Origin of the sequence: Flavobacterium sp. RSP15 (genome assembly GCF_003968755.1) — a bacterium.
Taxonomy (GTDB): domain Bacteria; phylum Bacteroidota; class Bacteroidia; order Flavobacteriales; family Flavobacteriaceae; genus Flavobacterium.
This window is the reverse complement of the sequence record NZ_RYDL01000005.1, coordinates 205,534-224,243: the sequence shown is the minus strand read 5'-3', so window position 1 is coordinate 224,243 and position 18,710 is coordinate 205,534. Positions and strand designations below refer to the sequence as shown.

Sequence of the window (18,710 nt, the reverse complement as noted above, 5' to 3'; positions counted from 1 at the left end):
CGCTTCACATAGCGTGTTTCTTCATGTTTTTCCATTAGGATACTTTTTGTGTATCGCTATTTCAGGACGGGACATTAAACACATAAAAAAAGCTCCGTTTTAGTACACGAAGCTTTTTTTTCTATAAGGTAATGGTGAATTAATAATTGTTTAGAATAAAATCGTGAGTTTTTACTTTTGAAAAGTGTTCTAAATAAAAAATTTTAACAAAGCTAATGAAACAACGGCAAGATAATCTTAAAATAATCTTAAAATTTTGAGTACTCAGGTGTTATATTGAAAAGAAAAGCGAAATCAATAAAAAGATGACAATTTGACATTTTAAAAGAATTGGCAGTACTTTTGCAATCCCAAAAAGAATAAAAATGAAGTTTAAGAATATTTTTAAAAATACGAGTACTATGACTACCGAAAATACAGAAATCGATCAAGAATTAGAGGAGTTGACATTAGAAGATAATGCCAATGAAGAGCAAATCATTGTTGAGGAATTAAGTGTAGAAGAGCAATTAACGCAAGACTTAGCTAAAGAAAAAGATAAATATTTACGCTTATTTGCTGAATTTGAAAATTACAAACGCAGAACAACCAAAGAGCGTATTGAATTATTCAAAACGGCTAATCAAGAAGTGTTATTAGCGATGCTGCCTGTATTGGATGATTTTGACAGGGCTTTGGTTGAAATAAACAAATCGGATGACGAATTGTTGACAAAGGGAGTGGAGCTTATTCATGAGAAATTAAAAAGCACTTTGATTTCTAAAGGATTAGAGCAAGTTGAGGTTAAAGCTGGAGATGTTTTTGATGCGGATTTTGCAGAGGCAATTACTCAGATTCCAGCTCCAAAGATGAAGGGGAAAATTGTTGATGTTCTTGAAAAAGGATATAAATTAGGAGACAAGATCATTCGTTTTCCAAAAGTGGTTATCGGTCAGTAGAGATGCGATTTATTGCGTCTTAATTAAATAGACAAAGACGAGATACATTGCGTCTGTACTGTATAAAAAAATAAAAATGAAAAAAGATTTTTACGAAATATTAGGCATTTCTAAAAGTGCTGATGCTGCTGAAATTAAAAAAGCATACAGAAAAAACGCTTTACAGTACCATCCTGACAAAAATCCCGGAGACAAATCGGCAGAAGATAAATTCAAACTAGCTGCTGAAGCTTACGAAGTATTGAGCGACCCTCAGAAAAAAGCCAAATACGACCAATACGGCCATCAAGCTTTTGATGGATCGGGTGGTTTTAGTGGCGGAGGTGGTCACGGAGGTATGAATATGGATGATATTTTCAGTCAGTTTGGGGATATTTTTGGTGGCGGTTTTGGTGGTTTCAACAGCGGTGGAGGCGGTGTTCGTCGCGCTAAAGGAAGCAACCTGCGCATCAAAGTAAAATTGACGTTGGAGGAAATTGCCAACGGCGTGGAGAAAAAAGTAAAAGTAAAACGTAAAGTTCAGGCCCCTGGAGTTAGTTATAAAACGTGTTCAACCTGTAACGGTCAAGGACAAGTAATGCGGGTTACGAATACCATTTTGGGCAGAATGCAATCGGCTTCTACCTGTCCTACCTGTGGTGGTTCCGGACAAATTCTAGATAAAAAACCAGCCGAAGCAGACGCGCAAGGAATGATTCTTGAAGATGAAACGGTTTCTATAAAAATACCTGCGGGTGTGGTAGACGGTATGCAGTTGAAAGTGTCTAATAAAGGGAACGATGCTCCGGGAAACAGTATTCCGGGAGATTTAATTGTGGCAATTGAAGAGTTAGAGCATGAATTCTTGAAACGCGAAGGAGAGAATTTACACTACGATTTATACATTAGTTTTGCTGAAGCAGTACTTGGAATTTCCAAAGACATTGAAGCTATAAACGGAAAAGTGAGAATCAAACTAGAAGAAGGAATCCAATCCGGTAAAATTTTGAGATTAAAAGGAAAAGGAATTCCGAGTATCAATGGGTATGGAAACGGCGATTTACTGGTTCATGTCAATGTTTGGACGCCAAAAACGCTGGATAAAGATCAAAAACAGTTTTTCGAAAAAAATCTTACGGATGAGAATTTTATTCCAAATCCGGAAAAATCAGACAAATCCTTTTTTGAGAAAGTAAAAGACATGTTTTCATAAAAAAGTTAGACTCGAGTTATCGATTCGATTATAAAAATACATTACCCATCCTTGTTATAATAAGGATGGGTTTTTTATGAAATCGCCATTAACAATTTGTTTGCAAACAAACACCAATACACTTAAGGCAATAACAGAGGATCGCTAAAAATTAAATGCTACATATAGGAAACAATTCTTAGTATTTTGGCACTAATTATCTACTTTTACACCAATTAAAAAATAAGCATGAGTAATATTCTTGAAGTGAATAAAGTTGTCAAGCAATACGGTGATTATGTTGCGCTTAACCAGGTTTCATTAACGGTTCCCAAAGGAAGTATCTACGGACTTTTAGGTCCAAACGGAGCCGGAAAAACATCACTTATCCGAATAATAAACCAAATTACATTACCGGACAGTGGCGAAATTATTCTTGATGGCGAAAAACTGCAACCCAAACACGTTCAATATATAGGCTATTTGCCGGAAGAAAGAGGCTTGTACAACACGATGAAAGTAGGAGAACAATGCTTGTATTTAGCACAGATGAAAGGGCTTTCTAAAGCTGAAGCCAAAAAACAACTGGAGTATTGGTTTGAAAAGTTTGAAATACAAGGCTGGTGGAACAAGAAAATCCAGGAACTTTCTAAGGGAATGGCTCAGAAAATTCAGTTCGTCGTGTGTGTGTTGCACAAACCAAAACTATTGATATTTGATGAACCTTTTTCTGGTTTTGATCCCGTGAATGCCACTATTATCAAAGAAGAAATTCTGGCGTTGCGAGAAGAAGGAGCAACCATAATTTTTTCGACACACCGCATGGAAAGCGTGGAGGAATTATGTGATCACATCGCTTTGATTCACAAATCAGATAAACTGATCGAAGGAAAACTGGACGATGTTAAAAGACAATTTAAAACCAATAGTTTTGAAGTGGGTATTTTATCGGATAATGCAGCGGGATTGATGTCTGCTATTACACAAAAATTTAGCGTTGCTCCGGCACATTTTAAATCACTGAACAACGAGTTAAAACTGGAAATCCAACTCGGAAATGCTACCCCAAATGAATTATTGAATATCCTTACACAATGTGGACAAGTAACACATTTTGTAGAAAAAATTCCAAGTGTAAATGATATTTTCATTCAAACAGTAACACAATAGATGGTTAGACTTCATAGATTGTCAGACTTTTTACAGTTTCCTAATCTAATTGTTCTAAAAAAATCTAAGTAATCTAAAAATTTAAGCAGTCTAAAAAATGAGTATCATTTCATTAATCATAAAAAGAGAATTTATTACTAAAGTGCGTAATAAATCTTTTGTTGTAATGACTTTTTTAAGTCCGTTGTTATTTGTTGGGATAGCAGCATTTATAGGCTATTTAAGTTCCATGAAAGCGGATACCAAACGGATCGCCATTCATGATGAATCCGGTTTGTTCGTTAAAGAATTTATACTTAAAAACAACAAAAACAGCCAATACAAATACCTCGATTTATCTCTTGTAGATTTAAAATTTTTGAAAGACAGCATCGCTGACGAGCGCTATGAAGGACTATTATATATTCCAAAGTCAGAAAACACAAAGGATTTCGAAAGTAAAATACAGTTTATTTCAAACAACAGTCCCAGTATTTCTTTTATAGAAAAAGTTCAGGATGTGATTGCCAATAAATTGACGAAAAACAATTTAGAAAAAGCACATTTAGATACGCTTGCCATTAAAAAAGCCCAGGCCCAAGTCAATATTAGTTTGACGAAAGCATCGGGTGAAGAGAGTATCAAAGGACTTAACGAAATCAAAATTGGGATTGGTGGCGCATTTGGATACCTTATAATGATGTTCATAATCATCTACGGAAACATGGTGATGCGAAGTGTGATCGAAGAGAAAACCAGCCGAATCGTAGAGATTATTATATCCTCAGTCAAACCGTTTCAACTGATGATGGGCAAAATCATTGGAACTGCGCTAGCCGGATTGCTGCAGTTCCTTATTTGGGCTATCATTGGACTCTCATTAATGTTTGCAGCCTCAGTCTTTTTTGGGGTAAATGTGGGTCCAAGCGCCAGCGTTTCGCCTGAATTGATGCAAGCTGCACAGCAGGAAATGACTGGAACTGCCCAAATGTATATTAAGGAATTATGGAATCTGCCCATTGCAAATATCTTGATTGGATTTGTGATTTATTTCATCGGCGGTTATTTTTTGTACAGTTCGTTTTACGCAGCCATTGGTGCCGCAGTAGACAATCAGACGGACTCACAACAATTCCTTTTACCTATCATTATGCCATTGATGCTGAGTGTTTACGTTGGTTTTTTTACGGTTATCAATGATCCACACGGAACAATTGCCGTTATTTTTTCAATGATTCCGCTTACATCACCAATTGTTATGCTGATGCGAATTCCGTTTGGCGTACCTTTGTGGCAAATCGCCATTTCAGTAACGCTGCTATTTGGCACCTTCTTTTCTGTAGTTTGGTTTGCCGCAAAAATATACCGAATAGGAATACTAATGTATGGCAAGAAACCCACTTGGAGGGAATTATATAAATGGTTGAAATACTAATAGAAGTTTAATCGGTTATTTGGTTAACGATTAACCCAATAAAGAAAAGAGATGTCAAAAATACTAATCATAGAAGATGAGGCCGCCATTCGAAGAGTACTTACAAAAATACTTTCGGAAGAAAATGATACTTATCAGGTGGAAGAAGCCGAAGATGGTCTTGCAGGTCTTGAAAAAATAAAAAATAACGATTACGATTTGGTTTTGTGCGACATCAAAATGCCTAAAATGGATGGTGTTGAGGTACTGGAAGCTGTCAAAAAAATCAAGCCCGAAATTCCTATGGTGATGATTTCTGGTCATGGCGATATGGAAACGGCTATCAATACAATGCGTTTGGGAGCCTTTGATTACATCTCAAAACCGCCCGATTTAAACCGATTGTTGAATACAGTTCGAAATGCTTTGGACAAAAAGCAACTCGTAGTAGAGAACAAAATTCTGAAGAAAAAAGTTAGCAAAAACTACGAAATGATTGGCGAAAGCGACGCCATCAATCACATTAAAGTGATGATTGAGAAAGTAGCCCAAACCGAAGCCAGAGTTTTAATTACGGGACCCAACGGAACCGGAAAAGAACTGGTTGCACATCAATTACATGAAAAAAGTGAGAGAGCTAATTTTCCTTTAATCGAAGTGAATTGTGCGGCTATACCATCGGAATTGATTGAAAGCGAATTATTTGGTCACGTAAAAGGAGCGTTTACCTCCGCAGTGAAAGACCGCGCAGGAAAATTTGAAGCGGCAGATAAAGGCACTATTTTCTTGGATGAAATAGGAGATATGAGTCTTTCGGCGCAAGCTAAAGTATTGCGTGCTTTACAGGAAAGTATGATTACCAGAGTGGGAGCGGACAAAGATATCAAAGTCGATGTTCGTGTAGTTGCGGCAACCAATAAAGATTTGAAAGTCGAAATTGCTGAAGGACGTTTCCGGGAAGATTTATACCATCGTTTGGCCGTGATTTTGATAAAAGTTCCGGGATTGAACGAAAGACGGGATGATATCCCGATGTTGATTGCTCATTTTGCCGAAAAAATTGCTTTGGAGCAAGGAAATGCGGTAAAAAAATTCTCTGCAGCAGCGATTCATTTATTGCAGGATTATGATTGGACAGGAAATATTCGGGAATTACGAAATGTAGTGGAGCGTTTGATTATCCTTGGCGGAAGCGAAATTTCTGAGAATGATGTGAAGTTATTCGCATCTAAATAAAATAAAATTAATGATTTAAAAATTTAATGATTTAAAGATTCGGTACTAGTTTGAATCTTTTAATCTTTTAATTTTTAATCTTTCAATCATAAGAAATGAAACTAAAAAAAATAAACCAAGCTTTGCAACAAGCCCTGATTGAAAACGGTTTGACTGAGGCCAATGCAATTCAAAAAGAAACATTTTCGACACTAAAAAGTGGTTCGGATTGTATTATTATCGCACCAAAAGGAAGCGGGAAATCAACTACAATCGTGCTAAATGTAATTCAGAGATTGACAGGCGCAACTGAAGAATCGCCAAGGGCTTTGATAATTGTTGAAGACAAAGCGAAAGTATTGGAAATGGAATCCCTATTTGAAAAATATGGGAAGTATTCCAATTTAGAAGTCTATGGTGTTCATGACAAAGGCGATATGGAATACGATAAGAATTATATTTCCAGCGGAATTGACGTGTTGATAGGGACTCCAAATAAGCTAAGTGAAATGTTTACTACGGCTGGTTATAATGTAAACCGATTAAAAATGCTTGTTCTTGATGATGCAGATCCAATTTTGAAATTGCGCCATGAGACAAAAATCATGCGTATTTCGAATAGCATTGTCAAGACCCAACGTATTATTTTGTCGGAACAATTCACAGAGCGAATAGAGGTTCTTGCGGAAAAAATGCTGGTGGAGCCTTTTGAATTCGATTTTGATGGAGAAGAGGAAGAGAAGGAAGATTTAGAACCTGAAGTTGGAGATGACTTCCATAGCTAGAAGAAAATAAATAATTTATACTCCTTATGCTCCGCAAAGTTTTTAACTTTGAGGAGGTTTAGTTCAGTCTATGCTCCGCAAAGTTTTTAACTTTGAGAAGGTGTAGTTCAGTCTCAGACTGAAATAATAACAATAGAATAGGCTACATATTTGCTCCGCAAAGTTTTTAACTTTGAGGAGGTGTAGTTCAGTCTATGCTCCGCAAAGTTTTTAACTTTGAGAAGGTGTAGTTCAGTCTTAGACTGAAATAATAACAATAGAATAGGCTACATATTTGCTCCGCAAAATTTTTAACTTTGAGGAGGTTTAGTTCAGTCTATGCTCCGCAAAGTTTTTAACTTTGAGAAGGTGTAGTTCAGTCTATGCTCCGCAAAGTTTTTAACTTTGAGGAGGTGTAGTTCAGTCTCAGACTGAAATAATAACAATAGAATAGGCGATATATTTGCTCCGCAAAATTTTTAACTTTGAGGAGGTGTAAGTATCAGACTGAAATAGTAACAATATGAAAGAAGGCTACATTATCCGAGACCAATCAAAACCTCATTTTATTACGGCAACAGTTGTAGATTGGGTAGATGTGTTTTCTAGAAAAAATTATAAAGATTGCATTATTGAAAGTTTGGATTTTTGCATAAAAAACAAAGGGATGATTTTGTTTGGATTTGTAATTATGTCCAATCATATTCATTTGATTATTCAATCCGAAGAAAGTAAATTATCTGATTTGATCAGAGATTTCAAAAAGTTTACAGCAAAGACTATTTTGAATAAAATAGAAAACGGACCGGAAAGTCGCGCAGACTGGATGTTAAAGCGATTTGAATTTGCTTGTAAAAGTCATACGCGTAATGAAAAATATCAGTTTTGGCAATATGGCAGCCATCCCGAAGAAATCTTTTCTGAAAAATTCATGTGGTCTAAATTAGATTACATCCACATGAACCCAATACGAGCGGGAATAGTTATTAAAGCGTCACATTATTGCTATTCAAGAGCATCAAATTATGTAAATGATGAAGGAATCATAGCAATTACAAAAGTTGACAATCCAGTAATAGATGTTTTAAAACCGTCTTCAATAACGAATAATTTTATTTGGTAACAAATTATTAGATTATAAATAATAAGGTCAGGAGACCTTTTACGCATCCTCAAAGTTGGAAACTTTGCGGAGCTGGGAGCTAAGAACAGGATATTAGATTATAAATAATAAGGTCAGGAGACCTTTTACGCATCCTCAAAGTTGGAAACTTTGCGGAGCTGGGAGCTAAGAACAGGATATTAGATTATAAATAAAAAGGTCAGGAGACCTTTTACGCATCCTCAAAGTTGGAAACTTTGCGGAGCTGGGAGCTAAGAACAGGATATTACATTGAAAATAATAAGGTCAGGAGACCTTGTACACATCCTCAAAGTTGGAAACTTTGCGGAGCTAAACAATTAAATAAAGAGCAAAATGGGATTAATGAAAGTGTTTTCGGGAAGTGAAATTTTAGCAATGGCGTTACAAGAAAAAATCGAAGCGATTGGTGTAAATGTAGTAGTGAAAAATAATATACAATCGGCTCGATTGGGAGGATTTGGAAATTCAGATTTGGCGGTTGAATTGTTTGTTCAGGAAACCGAGTTTGCAAAAGTAAACCCCGTTATTGAAGAATTCAGAATGAGTATTTAAATTAGTATACTTGGTATTGAAATACGGCTACTAGATAGATATAGCTGCAAAAAAAATAGAATTGATGGATTGGTTACAGTGCATTGATCATGAACGTAAACTGAGAAAATAATAGTGTTTAAATCTGTTCTCGACCTAAAGGTTGTTGCTCACACTATAGCTGTTATCCAATTGATAAAGAAGAGTGTATAAGTGGGAGTTAAAGAAGCTGACGAACGAATTTTATCAGGAAAATATACAACTATTGAGGATTTATAGAAAGAAATGGAGAAATGGTAATATGCAAAAGCCAATTACCATACTTTAGTATAATAAAGCGAAAGCCGATTTAAGACTAATAGTTGAATTTATTAAATTTAACTATCTTCAAGGAGCGAGAAATGGTCTCAGAGATATTGTAATTCAAAGTAAAAATATTCATTTTGTGGAACATTATCAACTTGATGAATTCTTGGGAGGACCATACAGAAGAATGATTATTCTAACGTATAAAATTATTTACAAAATTCATTCTGAAATAAAAATTCGGATTCTTCAAATTTTTGACAATCGTGAGAAGGCAATCAAATTAAAAAAATAATTTGTGAATCTGCGGTAATAGATACTACTACGTTTAAAAAATAAAAATGAAATATAAAATGTTGGTTTTGGACATGGATGATACTTTGTTGAACGATGATCATACCATTTCAGACGAGAATAAAGGGATGTTGGCTAAGGCGCAGGAATTAGGGGTTTATGTTATTCTGGCTTCTGGACGACCTACACCTGCAATGATTGCCTACGCCAAAGAGCTACAATTGGATAATTCCTACATGATATCCTACAACGGGGCAGTAATTACCGATTTAAAGGAAGATAAAATTATTTTTGAGCAAATGTTGACACAAAAGCAAATCCATGAATTGTACGATTATAGTATAAAAAGTAAGACACATATTATTACCTATATTAATGGTAAAATTGTAAGTGAAACGGATTCTGAATACATAGAAATTGAAAAGGAAATTACCGGTTTAGCCCATAATAAAGTGGTGAGTTTTAAAGAGGAAGTGCAGTCTTCAGCTGTAAAATGCATTTTATTGCAAGAGCCAAGTTATTTAAAAGAAGTAGAAAAAGATTTGAAAGCGACTATGCCGCATCTAAGTGTCAGCATGTCTAAGCCGTTTTTTCTGGAAGTAGCACAAAATGGAATTGATAAAGGAGCCAGTATTGAATTTTTAGCCAAAAAATTAAATATTCTGCAAAGTGAAATTATTGCTGTTGGAAATGCAGGGAATGATTTAACCATGATTGAATATGCCGGATTGGGCGTTTGGGTAGACAATGTTGATCCTGAATTGAGAGATAAAGGCGATGTTGTTGTTGCATCAAATAATGATCATGGCGTTGCTGAGGTTGTGAGACGATTTATTTTGAATTAAGATTTCTTTTTAGGTGGTTTACAAGTTTTACAGAAATCAGAAAGTTCTTGAATTCTTATTAAAACATCATCGTTAAGTTTTATTAATATATCCTTTTTTTGTCCCAGATTAGTTTTTTTAGAGGCTTCTCCGTGTTCTTCTACATATTCTTTTTGGATAGCATCATAAAGCGGTTGAAGAAAACTAATATCTGAAAAAGTGCCTTTGTTAACGTATAAGTCTTTTCTAAGTTTTCGAGCATAAAGTTCTGATAAATCAAATTCATATTGAGCGAATTTCACCATACGTTCAGCAGTAATAGTATCAGTTGCTATTATGGAAGCCGATTCTTGTTTGAATGTAGAACTTACTTTGGAATTGAAGTTTTTTGTAAACACGAATTCAACGTTACTCATTTGTATGCTAAAATTTAGTCCAGAAGCAGTTTGTATGCTATTACTATTCACATTGCCAATTTGAGTTGCTTTTGATTTAAAATCGGAAAGTTGGATTTGATATTTTCCATCCCATTCAATGTTGTTCTGAGCATTTATTTGAACCGCAATAAAAAGGAATATAATTGAAATTGTTTTTTTCATTTTGACAGTATAAATTATTGGTCTAGAAGATGCTAAGATATAGAATTTATTGATTTCATTTTCCAGAATATTGTTCGTAAATTTGCACTCTTAATTTTTTGACAACGATTTCATTAATTGAGTTATCTTATGGGAAACAGAAAAAAAGTTGCTTTTTATACACTAGGTTGTAAACTGAATTTTTCAGAAACGTCAACAATTGCCCGTACCCTGCAAGACGGGGGTTTTGATCGGGTAGGTTTTGAGGAAGTGGCTGATATGTATGTGATTAATACCTGTTCCGTTACGGAAAACGCGGATAAGCAGTTCAAGCAAGTCGTGCGCAAAGCGATGAAATTGAACAATAAAGCCTTTGTAGCGGCGGTGGGTTGTTATGCGCAATTGAAACCGGAAGAATTAGCGGCTGTTGATGGAGTCGATTTAGTCCTTGGTGCTACCGAAAAATTTAAATTGACCGATTATATCAATGATTTGTCGAAAAATGATTTTGGTGAAGTACACTCCTGCGAGATTTCCGAAGCTGATTTTTATGTGGGGAGTTATTCGATAGGGGATAGAACCCGTGCTTTCTTAAAAGTACAGGATGGTTGTGATTACAAATGTACCTATTGCACAATTCCATTAGCAAGAGGGATTTCCAGGAGTGATGAACTGGAAAATGTATTGAAAAATGCAGCCGAAATCTCCAAACAAAACATCAAGGAAATTGTGCTTACCGGCGTAAATATTGGTGATTACGGAAAAGGAGAATTTGGTAATAAAAAACACGAACATACTTTCCTGGAATTGGTTCGGGAATTAGACAAAGTAGAAGGAATAGAAAGATTGCGAATATCCTCTATTGAACCGAATTTATTGAAAAATGAAACGATTGAATTTGTATCAAAAAGCAGAACTTTTGTGCCGCATTTTCATATTCCGTTGCAGTCTGGAAGCAATGATATTTTGAAATTAATGAAGCGTCGGTACCAACGTGAAATTTATACTGAAAGGGTAAATAAAATTCGGGAAGTGATGCCGCATGCTTGCATTGGCGTAGATGTGATTGTGGGTTTCCCGGGAGAAACAGACGAGCATTTCCTGGAAACCTATCATTTTGTGAATGATATGGATATTTCGTATTTGCACGTTTTTACCTATTCTGAACGTGATAATACTGAGGCAGCAACCATGGCAGGTATTGTTCCTGCTAATGTTCGGGCTAAACGCAGTAAAATGATGCGCAGTTTATCCGTCAAAAAACGCCGTGCTTTTTACGAAAGTCAATTGGGAAGCAATAGAACCGTTTTGTTCGAAAGTGAAAACAAAGAAGGCTATATTCACGGGTTTACGGAAAACTATGTGAAAGTAAAAACGCCTTGGAATCCGGAATTAGTAAATACATTGCACGACATTAAATTGACAAAAATTGATGAGGATGGAAGTGTACGAATGGAATTTGTTACAACTATGGTATAGTTTTAAAACATATAAGTAAGTCGAAAGTTTAAAAGTCGTAAAGTCAAAAGAATTAACTTTAAGTAAAATAGCTTTAAATCAGATTGTTACATAATTTTATCCTGATTTTAAAATACGACATTATACCATGGTTATTACTTAAGTCATTTAAGCAAAAAATTAAAAAAGCATTAAGGGGTTAAGTTCATTAAGTTTTATGCTTAATTTTCTTAATCCCTTAATGCTTTTTTTTTACTAGATATTGGTCATTCGACTTTAAGACTTTTGACTTCCGACTACTTTTAAGGATTTGTAGACCAGATACTGCTATTTTTGACAAATACGCGTCGGTTTAATTTAAGCTGTGCGATGATTAATTCGGCCATATCTTCGGCTTGCATGACTGTGTCCGGATTTCCGTCGGTCAGTTTTAAATCTTTGGCCATTTCCGTGGCAACCGTACTTGGGGTTAAGGCTGTTACACGAATATTGTGTTTACGCACTTCCTGCATCAACGATTCCGTTAATCCTAAAACGGCAAATTTTGAGGCACTGTAAGCACTTGTCAGTGCATTGCCACTTAATCCGGCTGTGGAAGAAATGTTGATGATGTCCCCGGTTTGTCTTTCGATCATATTGGGTAAAACGGCACGAGTTACATAATAGGTTCCCATTAAGTTTACCTGAATGATGCGTTCCCAATCCGTAGGTTCTAATTCTAAAAATTTTCCAAAAGCGGCTATACCGGCATTGTTGATTAGAATATCAATGGTTCCAAATTCAGCCAATGCTTGCTCAACGGCAGCGTTTACCGAGTTGATATCAGCAACATCAGCAGTTATTGCGAGTGCTTTTACGCGCAACGAACGCACTTTTGCCGCTACGCTGTCTATTTCGTCCTGTGTTCTGGCAATCAAAATTACATTGACACCTTCTTTGGCTAGGGCCAAAGCGATTGCTTTACCAATTCCTTTTCCTGCGCCGGTGATCAGGGCATTTTTATTTTTTAAATCTGTCATTTGGAGAATTATTTTAAGCCAATAAAAGGCTAAGTTTACTGTAAAAGTAGTCCGTTTTACATTTGAAATCTATTTTGATTTTCTATTTAATCTAAATTTAACGTTCTGCTATTTTGACAGCAACGAACATTTTTTAATCAAATAGACTTTATTTTTTGTCCAAAGTCAGTTTGTAAATTTCGGTTTCTAAAACCTCGGTATCTTTGTCTTCACAGAGCAGGAATTCTATTTTTTCTTTTGAATTGGTGTATAAAGTCAACCCTTCGAATTTATGGGTGCTGCTAATTTTTTGTGTGAAATCGATTTTCATGGTTTTCAGGTTGATGCTTCCAATAAGACTTCCTAAAATTTCGCCATCCTCATAAGTAGATTTGGTATCTTCGGCTGTGGCCAAAAAATAAATGCTGTTGTCGACTAAAACGGCATCGGTAAAACTACTTCGTACTCCTTGTATTTTTGGGAGTTTGTAGTTGTTTGAAAGAATAGCGAAATCAGTAGTGAGGTTTTTTCCTTCGATGGTAAAAAGGACATTCTTATTGGCGCTTCCGTTGCCACGATTCACTAAAAACCAACTTTTGCCATTGTAGATGGCACCTTCAATGTTGAAATCTTCGGCTTTTATTTCCCCGAAACTTTGCAGCGCTGCATATAAATTAGTGATATCATTTGTGGCAGTTACTCTTTTATGGCTGGAGTTGATTTGAATCATTTTGTTTCTTTTTTCGGTGGAACCGGAGCCAAAAACATACACGCTGTCTTCAAAATGGGTTATGGCTTCAAAATCAGCTTTGTCTTTTTTTGGTGTGTTCTCTGTAGGATTTTCCAGTAGCGGATAGCGTTTTAAATCTTTGGAATCGATGTGATATTCGTAAAGAAAGCCGCTGTTGTCGCCAATAATCAGTAGCGAATTGTCTTTGTAAATAAGTCCCGATGCGGAACCAATGCCGATGATTTGAAACAGTAATTCGAGTGTGAATTTTTCCATTGTATGTGTTTTGAAAACAAGTGCCTAGCCCAGATAATAGTGGAAATCCTTTTATTATTTTTCTTTAAAATAATAAAAGATTGCAACGAATAGCTGGAATATGCTCCTGAAATTCATCAGGATTAATCCTTATAGTTTGTTACATTTGAGTTGCAAAGATAAATTATTTGTTATGAAATCTATAAATCCCAATGATTTTAAAGTGATTGGCAAAATGGAGCGAGTTGCAGGATGTGACGCATGCGCGCAACAGGTTCTGGGTTTTGATTTGTTTGCAAGGCATGGATACATCGTTAAGTGTAGCCTGATTTGGGAAGTTTGCGGTTTTTAACCGAATGCAAAATAACGTTATAGTTTGAAACCATAAGCCACACGAACGCCAATTTGTCCTACACCTTCTCCTGGAGTTCCATTGTTATTCACTCTAGGGAAATCAGAATAGTGCTCATATCGCAAAGAGATATCAATGTATTTTGTAGCGTAACCAATACTTGGCGCTACGATTAATGAGATTTCATTATAACCGTTAGTCACTGCAAAAGCAGCACCGGCTTCTCCCATTACATAAAATTGATCGTCCCATATAAAAGCTTTAAAACCTGCTTTTGCTGGAATAAATCCTAGATCAGCTCCGTCAACTTTACTTACAAATAAGTTGTTGAAACCAGTTGTTACGGTTACAGAATATCGTTTTGATAAATCATATTGTAATCTGGCATCGGCTCCTAAGGTTAATTTGTATGGATCATTTACGGAATATCCACCATTTACACCAACTCCTAAACGGAATCCTTGATCATAGTGCTCTACTTTGGTTGTTTCTTGAGCTTGTACATTATTTGCAAACATCATTACGATGGTACATGCAAAGGCGATTTTCATTTTTTCTGTGATTTTCATAATTGTATTTTTTAAATTTCTGTTCTGTAGGTTAAAATGCCCCCAAAACAATATATCAAAAGTAACAGTAACAATGCTGAAAAAGTTATACAATTATTTCGTTATGTTATAGAATTTATAACTTGCAGCCTGTTTCACTAAAAAAGTAGTGATATATATCAAATAGTAGTGATGCAATTGAAAGCTTCTAATTATATTTGCCATCAAAAAAGCAAAAAGTGAATTTATCCCAATACTTCAAAGAGTTTTCTTATAATATAAGATTAGCGTATCCCATAATTTTAGGAATGTTGGGACATACCTTAATAGGGATTGTTGACAATTTCATGGTAGGAAAATTAGGGTCTACGGAGCTGGCGGCGGTATCACTGGGAAACAGTTTCATCTTTATTGCGTTATCGATAGGAATAGGATTTTCAACAGCAATTACTCCTTTAGTTGCAGAAGCTGATGCGGAAAAAGAGGAGGATAAAATCCGTTCTATTTTTCACCATGGATTGCTTTTATGTACAGTTCTTGGAGTCGCTTTATTTATTCTGACCGTTTTGTCCAAACAAATTATGTACTTGATGCACCAACCCAAAGAAGTGGCTGACATGGCTGCTCCGTACATTGACTGGGTTGCTTTTTCTTTGATTCCGGTAATAATATACCAGGGATACAAACAATTTGCGGATGGTTTAGCAAAAACTAAATATTCTATGTATGCCATACTTATGGCTAATGTGGTGCATATTTTTTTTAACTATGTTCTTATTTATGGCATTTGGATTTTTCCTAAATTAGGTATTCTTGGGGCGGCTTTAGGAACTGTCATTTCAAGAATTATGATGGTCGTTTTTATGCATTATTTAATAAAAAGGAATGCAGCATTAAAACGATATTTCAAAAATTTCAGTTTCAAGGAAATACGAAAATCAGTGTTGAAAAAAATCATCAATCTTGGGTTGCCTTCAGCCATGCAAATGCTGTTTGAAGTAGCATTGTTTACCGCTGCTATTTGGCTTTCAGGTTCGATTGGAAAAAATAGTCAGGCCGCCAATCAAATAGCCCTTATCCTATCATCATCAACATTTATGGTCGCCATGGGATTGAGTGTTGCCGCCATGATCCGCGTGAGTCATACCAAGGGAATGAATGATTACAAAGAATTGATTGTTGTAGCCCGTTCTATCTTTTTACTGGCTATAATTTTAGAAACATTTTTTGCCATTATTTTTGTGGCGTTTCATCAATACCTGCCACATTTATTTTTGAATATGTCTGATTCGGCTCAAATGATTGATAATTCTGAGATTATCACTATCACATCAAAATTACTGTTAGTAGCCGCTGTTTTTCAAATTTCAGATGGAATTCAAGTTGTTGTTCTTGGTGCTTTACGTGGCTTGCAAGATGTAAAAATCCCCATGTATATTACCTTTGTGTCCTATTGGGTTATTGGTTTTCCAATTTCCTACTATCTGGGAAACTATACCAATCTAAAAGCAGTTGGGATTTGGATCGGGCTTTTGGCAGGATTGACGGCAGCCGCTTTATTTTTGTATATTCGCTTTGCAAGATTGACAAGAAAGTTGGTTGTGAAGCATTCAAAAAAATAAAGTTCTTCCAATGTTTTTAAAAAAAGTCTTTATTTAAGTTTAATTGCTGTAAATTGTCATTTAATCTTAAATAATTTTAAATGATTTTAATTATATTATTAGGAATTCTTTTAGTGATTGTAAGTTTTACACTAAAAAACAATCCAAATCAATTTACACAATTTGCTCCTATTGTCAGAATAATAGGATTTATAGTAATTCTTCTTGGTCTTTTTTCTTCGGCTTTTAAACAAGTAGAAGCGGGTAAAGTGGGCGTTAAGACACTTTATGGGGATGTGCAACCTGATATTTTAAATAGTGGTTTAAATATCATTAACCCGCTTATGGATGTTACTTATTTTGATATACAAACCCAAAATAATACCATGGCTTCCGAAGTGAGCGAAGGAAGTACACTTGCAGGTGGTAATGCCGTTCGTGTTTTGTCGAATGATGGACTGGAAGTTGTTATTGATCTAACGGTTTTATTTCGAATCATTCCTACGGATGCGCCTAAAATTTTAAAACAAATTGGGGTCAATTATAATGACAAAATTGTGCTTCCGGTTACTCGAACCCGAATTCGGGATAATGCGGTCTATTATGATGCAGTCTCTTTGTATTCAACCAAAAGAAATGAATTCCAACAACGTATTTTCAAAAGTATAGAAGCTGATTTCAAAAAAAGAGGAATTGTTTTAGAACAATTGTTGATTCGAAATATTAATCTTCCAACATCGGTTAAAAAGACCATTGAGAGTAAAATTAATGCAGAACAGGATGCTCAAAAAATGATTTTTGTTCTTCAAAAAGAGAAACAGGAAGCGGAACGTAAAAGAGTAGAAGCCCAAGGAATTGCAGATTATCAAAAGATTATTTCTACAGGTTTGTCTGACAAGCAATTGCAATACGAATCCATAAAAGCACAAAAAGAATTAGCGGCTTCTGCTAATACTAAAATTATATTTATGAATGGTAAAGGAAATACACCAATAATCTTGTCGGATAAATAGTTTTTTCAAATCCTTAATCGTTAATTTGTTTCGCAAATACACATTTAATAAAAAAGTAAATTAACGATTATAGCAACATGGAATTACCAAAATTTTTACTGGGTGACAATACCGATTTTCCGGAAGATATTTTTATCATTCATTTGGATTATCCCCGATTTATTATCAATCTGAAAGACGATGAAGTCGAATTTATCGAAGAAGCCGAAGATCTGGATGAAGGCGAACTAAATGCAGAAATGGAAGGATTAATTATTCTTGCCAATGAGTTTTACGATAGAGAAATCAAACTTTACGAGGAGTAAATCTATTTTTTAAAATAGGTTTCTAATAAATTTTGAGCGGCTGCAAAGGGTGAAATTTCATCATTTTGCACCGCTTTTTTAGTTGCATTCATTGATGCTTGAATTTCCGGATTATTGTAAAAATTAGTTTTTAATTGTTCGTTGATGGTTTCTAACATCCAATATTGGTTTTGTTCTTTCCGTTTTTCAAAGAAATAATTATTGACTTTAGTAAGTTCCAGAAATTTATGAATGGTTTCCCAAACTTCCGCTATTCCTTCGTGACTTATGGAGCTACAGGTAGAAGTGGTAGGGATCCAGCCTGATTTTTTAGCCGGAAAAAGATGCAGAGCTCTCTTGAATTCCAGTTTGGCTAATTGAGCTTTTCGGAGATTGTCTCCATCGGCTTTATTAATTACGATGGCATCAGCCATTTCCATAATACCGCGTTTTATTCCTTGTAAATCATCACCAGCCCCGGTAATTTTTAACAACAAAAAGAAATCTACCATGCTGTGTACTGCGGTTTCACTTTGACCAACACCCACCGTTTCGATCAATATAGTGTCAAAACCGCAGGCTTCACAAAGCGTGATGGTTTCCCTGGTTTTTCGGGCTACTCCACCTAGGGTTTCCCCTGAAGCAGATGGTCTGATGTATGCATTTTTGTCTTTAACCAATTCCTCCATTCGGGTTTTATCACCTAAAATACTTCCGTGCGAAATGGTACTGCTCGGATCTACTGCCAAAACAGCTACTTTCTTTCCTAAACTGGTCAAGTGCAAACCAAAGGCTTCAATAAAAGTGCTTTTTCCTACTCCGGGAACCCCTGTTATTCCTATTCTGACGGATTTATTGGCGTGAGGCAAACAAGCATTTATGACTTCATTGGCTTTCGCTAAATGGTTGGTGTTTGTACTTTCTACTAACGTAATGGCACGACTCAAAGCTGTGATATTTCCCGCTAATATGCCGCTAAAGAGTTCGTTAGATGAAGGTTGTATTTTTCTAAATTGCTGGATATGTTCCACCGCTGCAGCACTGATAGCTTCAGGAGAAGAAATCCCAGGTTTTTCGTTAAGGGCAGAATGAGGTAGTTTTTTATTTGGCAAAGCAACTTTTTTTAAAAGTAAAATTAATAAA

18 protein-coding genes are annotated in these 18,710 nt (G+C 35.5%); 13 read left to right on the top strand and 5 right to left on the bottom strand.

Annotated features, from left to right (window positions below):
• Window positions 1–365 precede the first annotated feature (365 nt).
• From EKM00_RS08055 to EKM00_RS08015, 9 genes are all read left to right on the top strand, one after another.
• Complete coding sequence (locus EKM00_RS08055) at window positions 366–938, top strand: nucleotide exchange factor GrpE (protein ID WP_126453724.1); 573 nt, start codon at window positions 366–368, stop codon at window positions 936–938.
• A 76-nt stretch (window positions 939–1,014) separates the two neighbouring features.
• Window positions 1,015–2,130, top strand: coding sequence for a molecular chaperone DnaJ (gene dnaJ, locus EKM00_RS08050; RefSeq protein WP_126453722.1), 1,116 nt, complete (start codon window positions 1,015–1,017; stop codon window positions 2,128–2,130).
• Window positions 2,131–2,358: 228 nt separating this feature from the next.
• Window positions 2,359–3,279: an ABC transporter ATP-binding protein gene (locus tag EKM00_RS08045; RefSeq protein WP_126515840.1), complete on the top strand. Its 921-nt coding sequence runs from the start codon at window positions 2,359–2,361 to the stop codon at window positions 3,277–3,279.
• 97 nt (window positions 3,280–3,376) lie between these two features.
• Entirely contained in the window at window positions 3,377–4,693 is a 1,317-nt protein-coding gene (locus tag EKM00_RS08040; protein ID WP_126515839.1) for an ABC transporter permease, read from the top strand.
• Window positions 4,694–4,744: 51 nt separating this feature from the next.
• Window positions 4,745–5,908 carry a sigma-54-dependent transcriptional regulator gene (locus tag EKM00_RS08035; protein WP_126515838.1) on the top strand — a complete coding sequence of 388 codons (1,164 nt, stop codon included), beginning with the start codon at window positions 4,745–4,747 and terminating at the stop codon, window positions 5,906–5,908.
• A gap of 95 nt (window positions 5,909–6,003) precedes the next feature.
• Entirely contained in the window at window positions 6,004–6,672 is a 669-nt protein-coding gene (locus EKM00_RS08030; RefSeq protein WP_126515837.1) for a DEAD/DEAH box helicase, read from the top strand.
• Window positions 6,673–7,174: 502 nt separating this feature from the next.
• Entirely contained in the window at window positions 7,175–7,774 is a 600-nt protein-coding gene (locus EKM00_RS08025) for an REP-associated tyrosine transposase (protein WP_126515836.1), read from the top strand.
• A gap of 354 nt (window positions 7,775–8,128) precedes the next feature.
• The gene (locus EKM00_RS08020) at window positions 8,129–8,347 is read left to right on the top strand and encodes a DUF2007 domain-containing protein (RefSeq protein ID WP_113633582.1); all 219 of its coding nucleotides are present in this window, start codon (window positions 8,129–8,131) and stop codon (window positions 8,345–8,347) included.
• Between the two features lie 626 nt (window positions 8,348–8,973).
• The gene (locus EKM00_RS08015; RefSeq protein WP_126515835.1) at window positions 8,974–9,771 is read left to right on the top strand and encodes a Cof-type HAD-IIB family hydrolase; all 798 of its coding nucleotides are present in this window, start codon (window positions 8,974–8,976) and stop codon (window positions 9,769–9,771) included.
• Here EKM00_RS08015 and EKM00_RS08010 read toward each other — a convergent pair.
• Window positions 9,768–10,349: a hypothetical protein gene (locus tag EKM00_RS08010; RefSeq protein WP_126515834.1), complete on the bottom strand. Its 582-nt coding sequence runs from the start codon at window positions 10,347–10,349 to the stop codon at window positions 9,768–9,770. The two genes, EKM00_RS08015 and EKM00_RS08010, sit on opposite strands and share 4 nt — an antisense overlap.
• Before the next feature lie 129 nt (window positions 10,350–10,478).
• Between EKM00_RS08010 and mtaB the strand changes: the two genes are divergently transcribed.
• A complete protein-coding gene (gene mtaB, locus EKM00_RS08005) occupies window positions 10,479–11,807 on the top strand; it encodes a tRNA (N(6)-L-threonylcarbamoyladenosine(37)-C(2))-methylthiotransferase MtaB (RefSeq protein ID WP_126515833.1) in 1,329 nt (442 codons plus the stop codon).
• 281 nt (window positions 11,808–12,088) lie between these two features.
• Here the strand turns inward: mtaB and EKM00_RS08000 are convergent, their stop codons facing one another.
• The 3 genes from EKM00_RS08000 to EKM00_RS07990 form a co-directional block, all read right to left on the bottom strand.
• Entirely contained in the window at window positions 12,089–12,805 is a 717-nt protein-coding gene (locus EKM00_RS08000) for a 3-ketoacyl-ACP reductase (RefSeq protein WP_126515832.1), read from the bottom strand.
• Window positions 12,806–12,953: 148 nt separating this feature from the next.
• Window positions 12,954–13,790, bottom strand: a complete 837-nt coding sequence (locus EKM00_RS07995) for a DUF6929 family protein (RefSeq protein WP_126515831.1) — start codon at window positions 13,788–13,790, stop codon at window positions 12,954–12,956.
• Window positions 13,791–14,138: 348 nt separating this feature from the next.
• A complete protein-coding gene (locus EKM00_RS07990; RefSeq protein ID WP_126515830.1) occupies window positions 14,139–14,690 on the bottom strand; it encodes a hypothetical protein in 552 nt (183 codons plus the stop codon).
• Window positions 14,691–14,908: 218 nt separating this feature from the next.
• Here EKM00_RS07990 and EKM00_RS07985 point away from each other — a divergent pair, with 218 nt between their 5' ends.
• From EKM00_RS07985 to EKM00_RS07975, 3 genes are all read left to right on the top strand, one after another.
• Window positions 14,909–16,291: an MATE family efflux transporter gene (locus tag EKM00_RS07985; protein ID WP_126453700.1), complete on the top strand. Its 1,383-nt coding sequence runs from the start codon at window positions 14,909–14,911 to the stop codon at window positions 16,289–16,291.
• A gap of 80 nt (window positions 16,292–16,371) precedes the next feature.
• A complete protein-coding gene (locus EKM00_RS07980; RefSeq protein WP_126453698.1) occupies window positions 16,372–17,283 on the top strand; it encodes a prohibitin family protein in 912 nt (303 codons plus the stop codon).
• 77 nt (window positions 17,284–17,360) lie between these two features.
• The gene (locus EKM00_RS07975) at window positions 17,361–17,588 is read left to right on the top strand and encodes a hypothetical protein (RefSeq protein ID WP_126461163.1); all 228 of its coding nucleotides are present in this window, start codon (window positions 17,361–17,363) and stop codon (window positions 17,586–17,588) included.
• A gap of 2 nt (window positions 17,589–17,590) precedes the next feature.
• Here the strand turns inward: EKM00_RS07975 and meaB are convergent, their stop codons facing one another.
• The gene (meaB, locus tag EKM00_RS07970; protein ID WP_126515829.1) at window positions 17,591–18,679 is read right to left on the bottom strand and encodes a methylmalonyl Co-A mutase-associated GTPase MeaB; all 1,089 of its coding nucleotides are present in this window, start codon (window positions 18,677–18,679) and stop codon (window positions 17,591–17,593) included.
• Window positions 18,680–18,710: the final 31 nt, after the last annotated feature.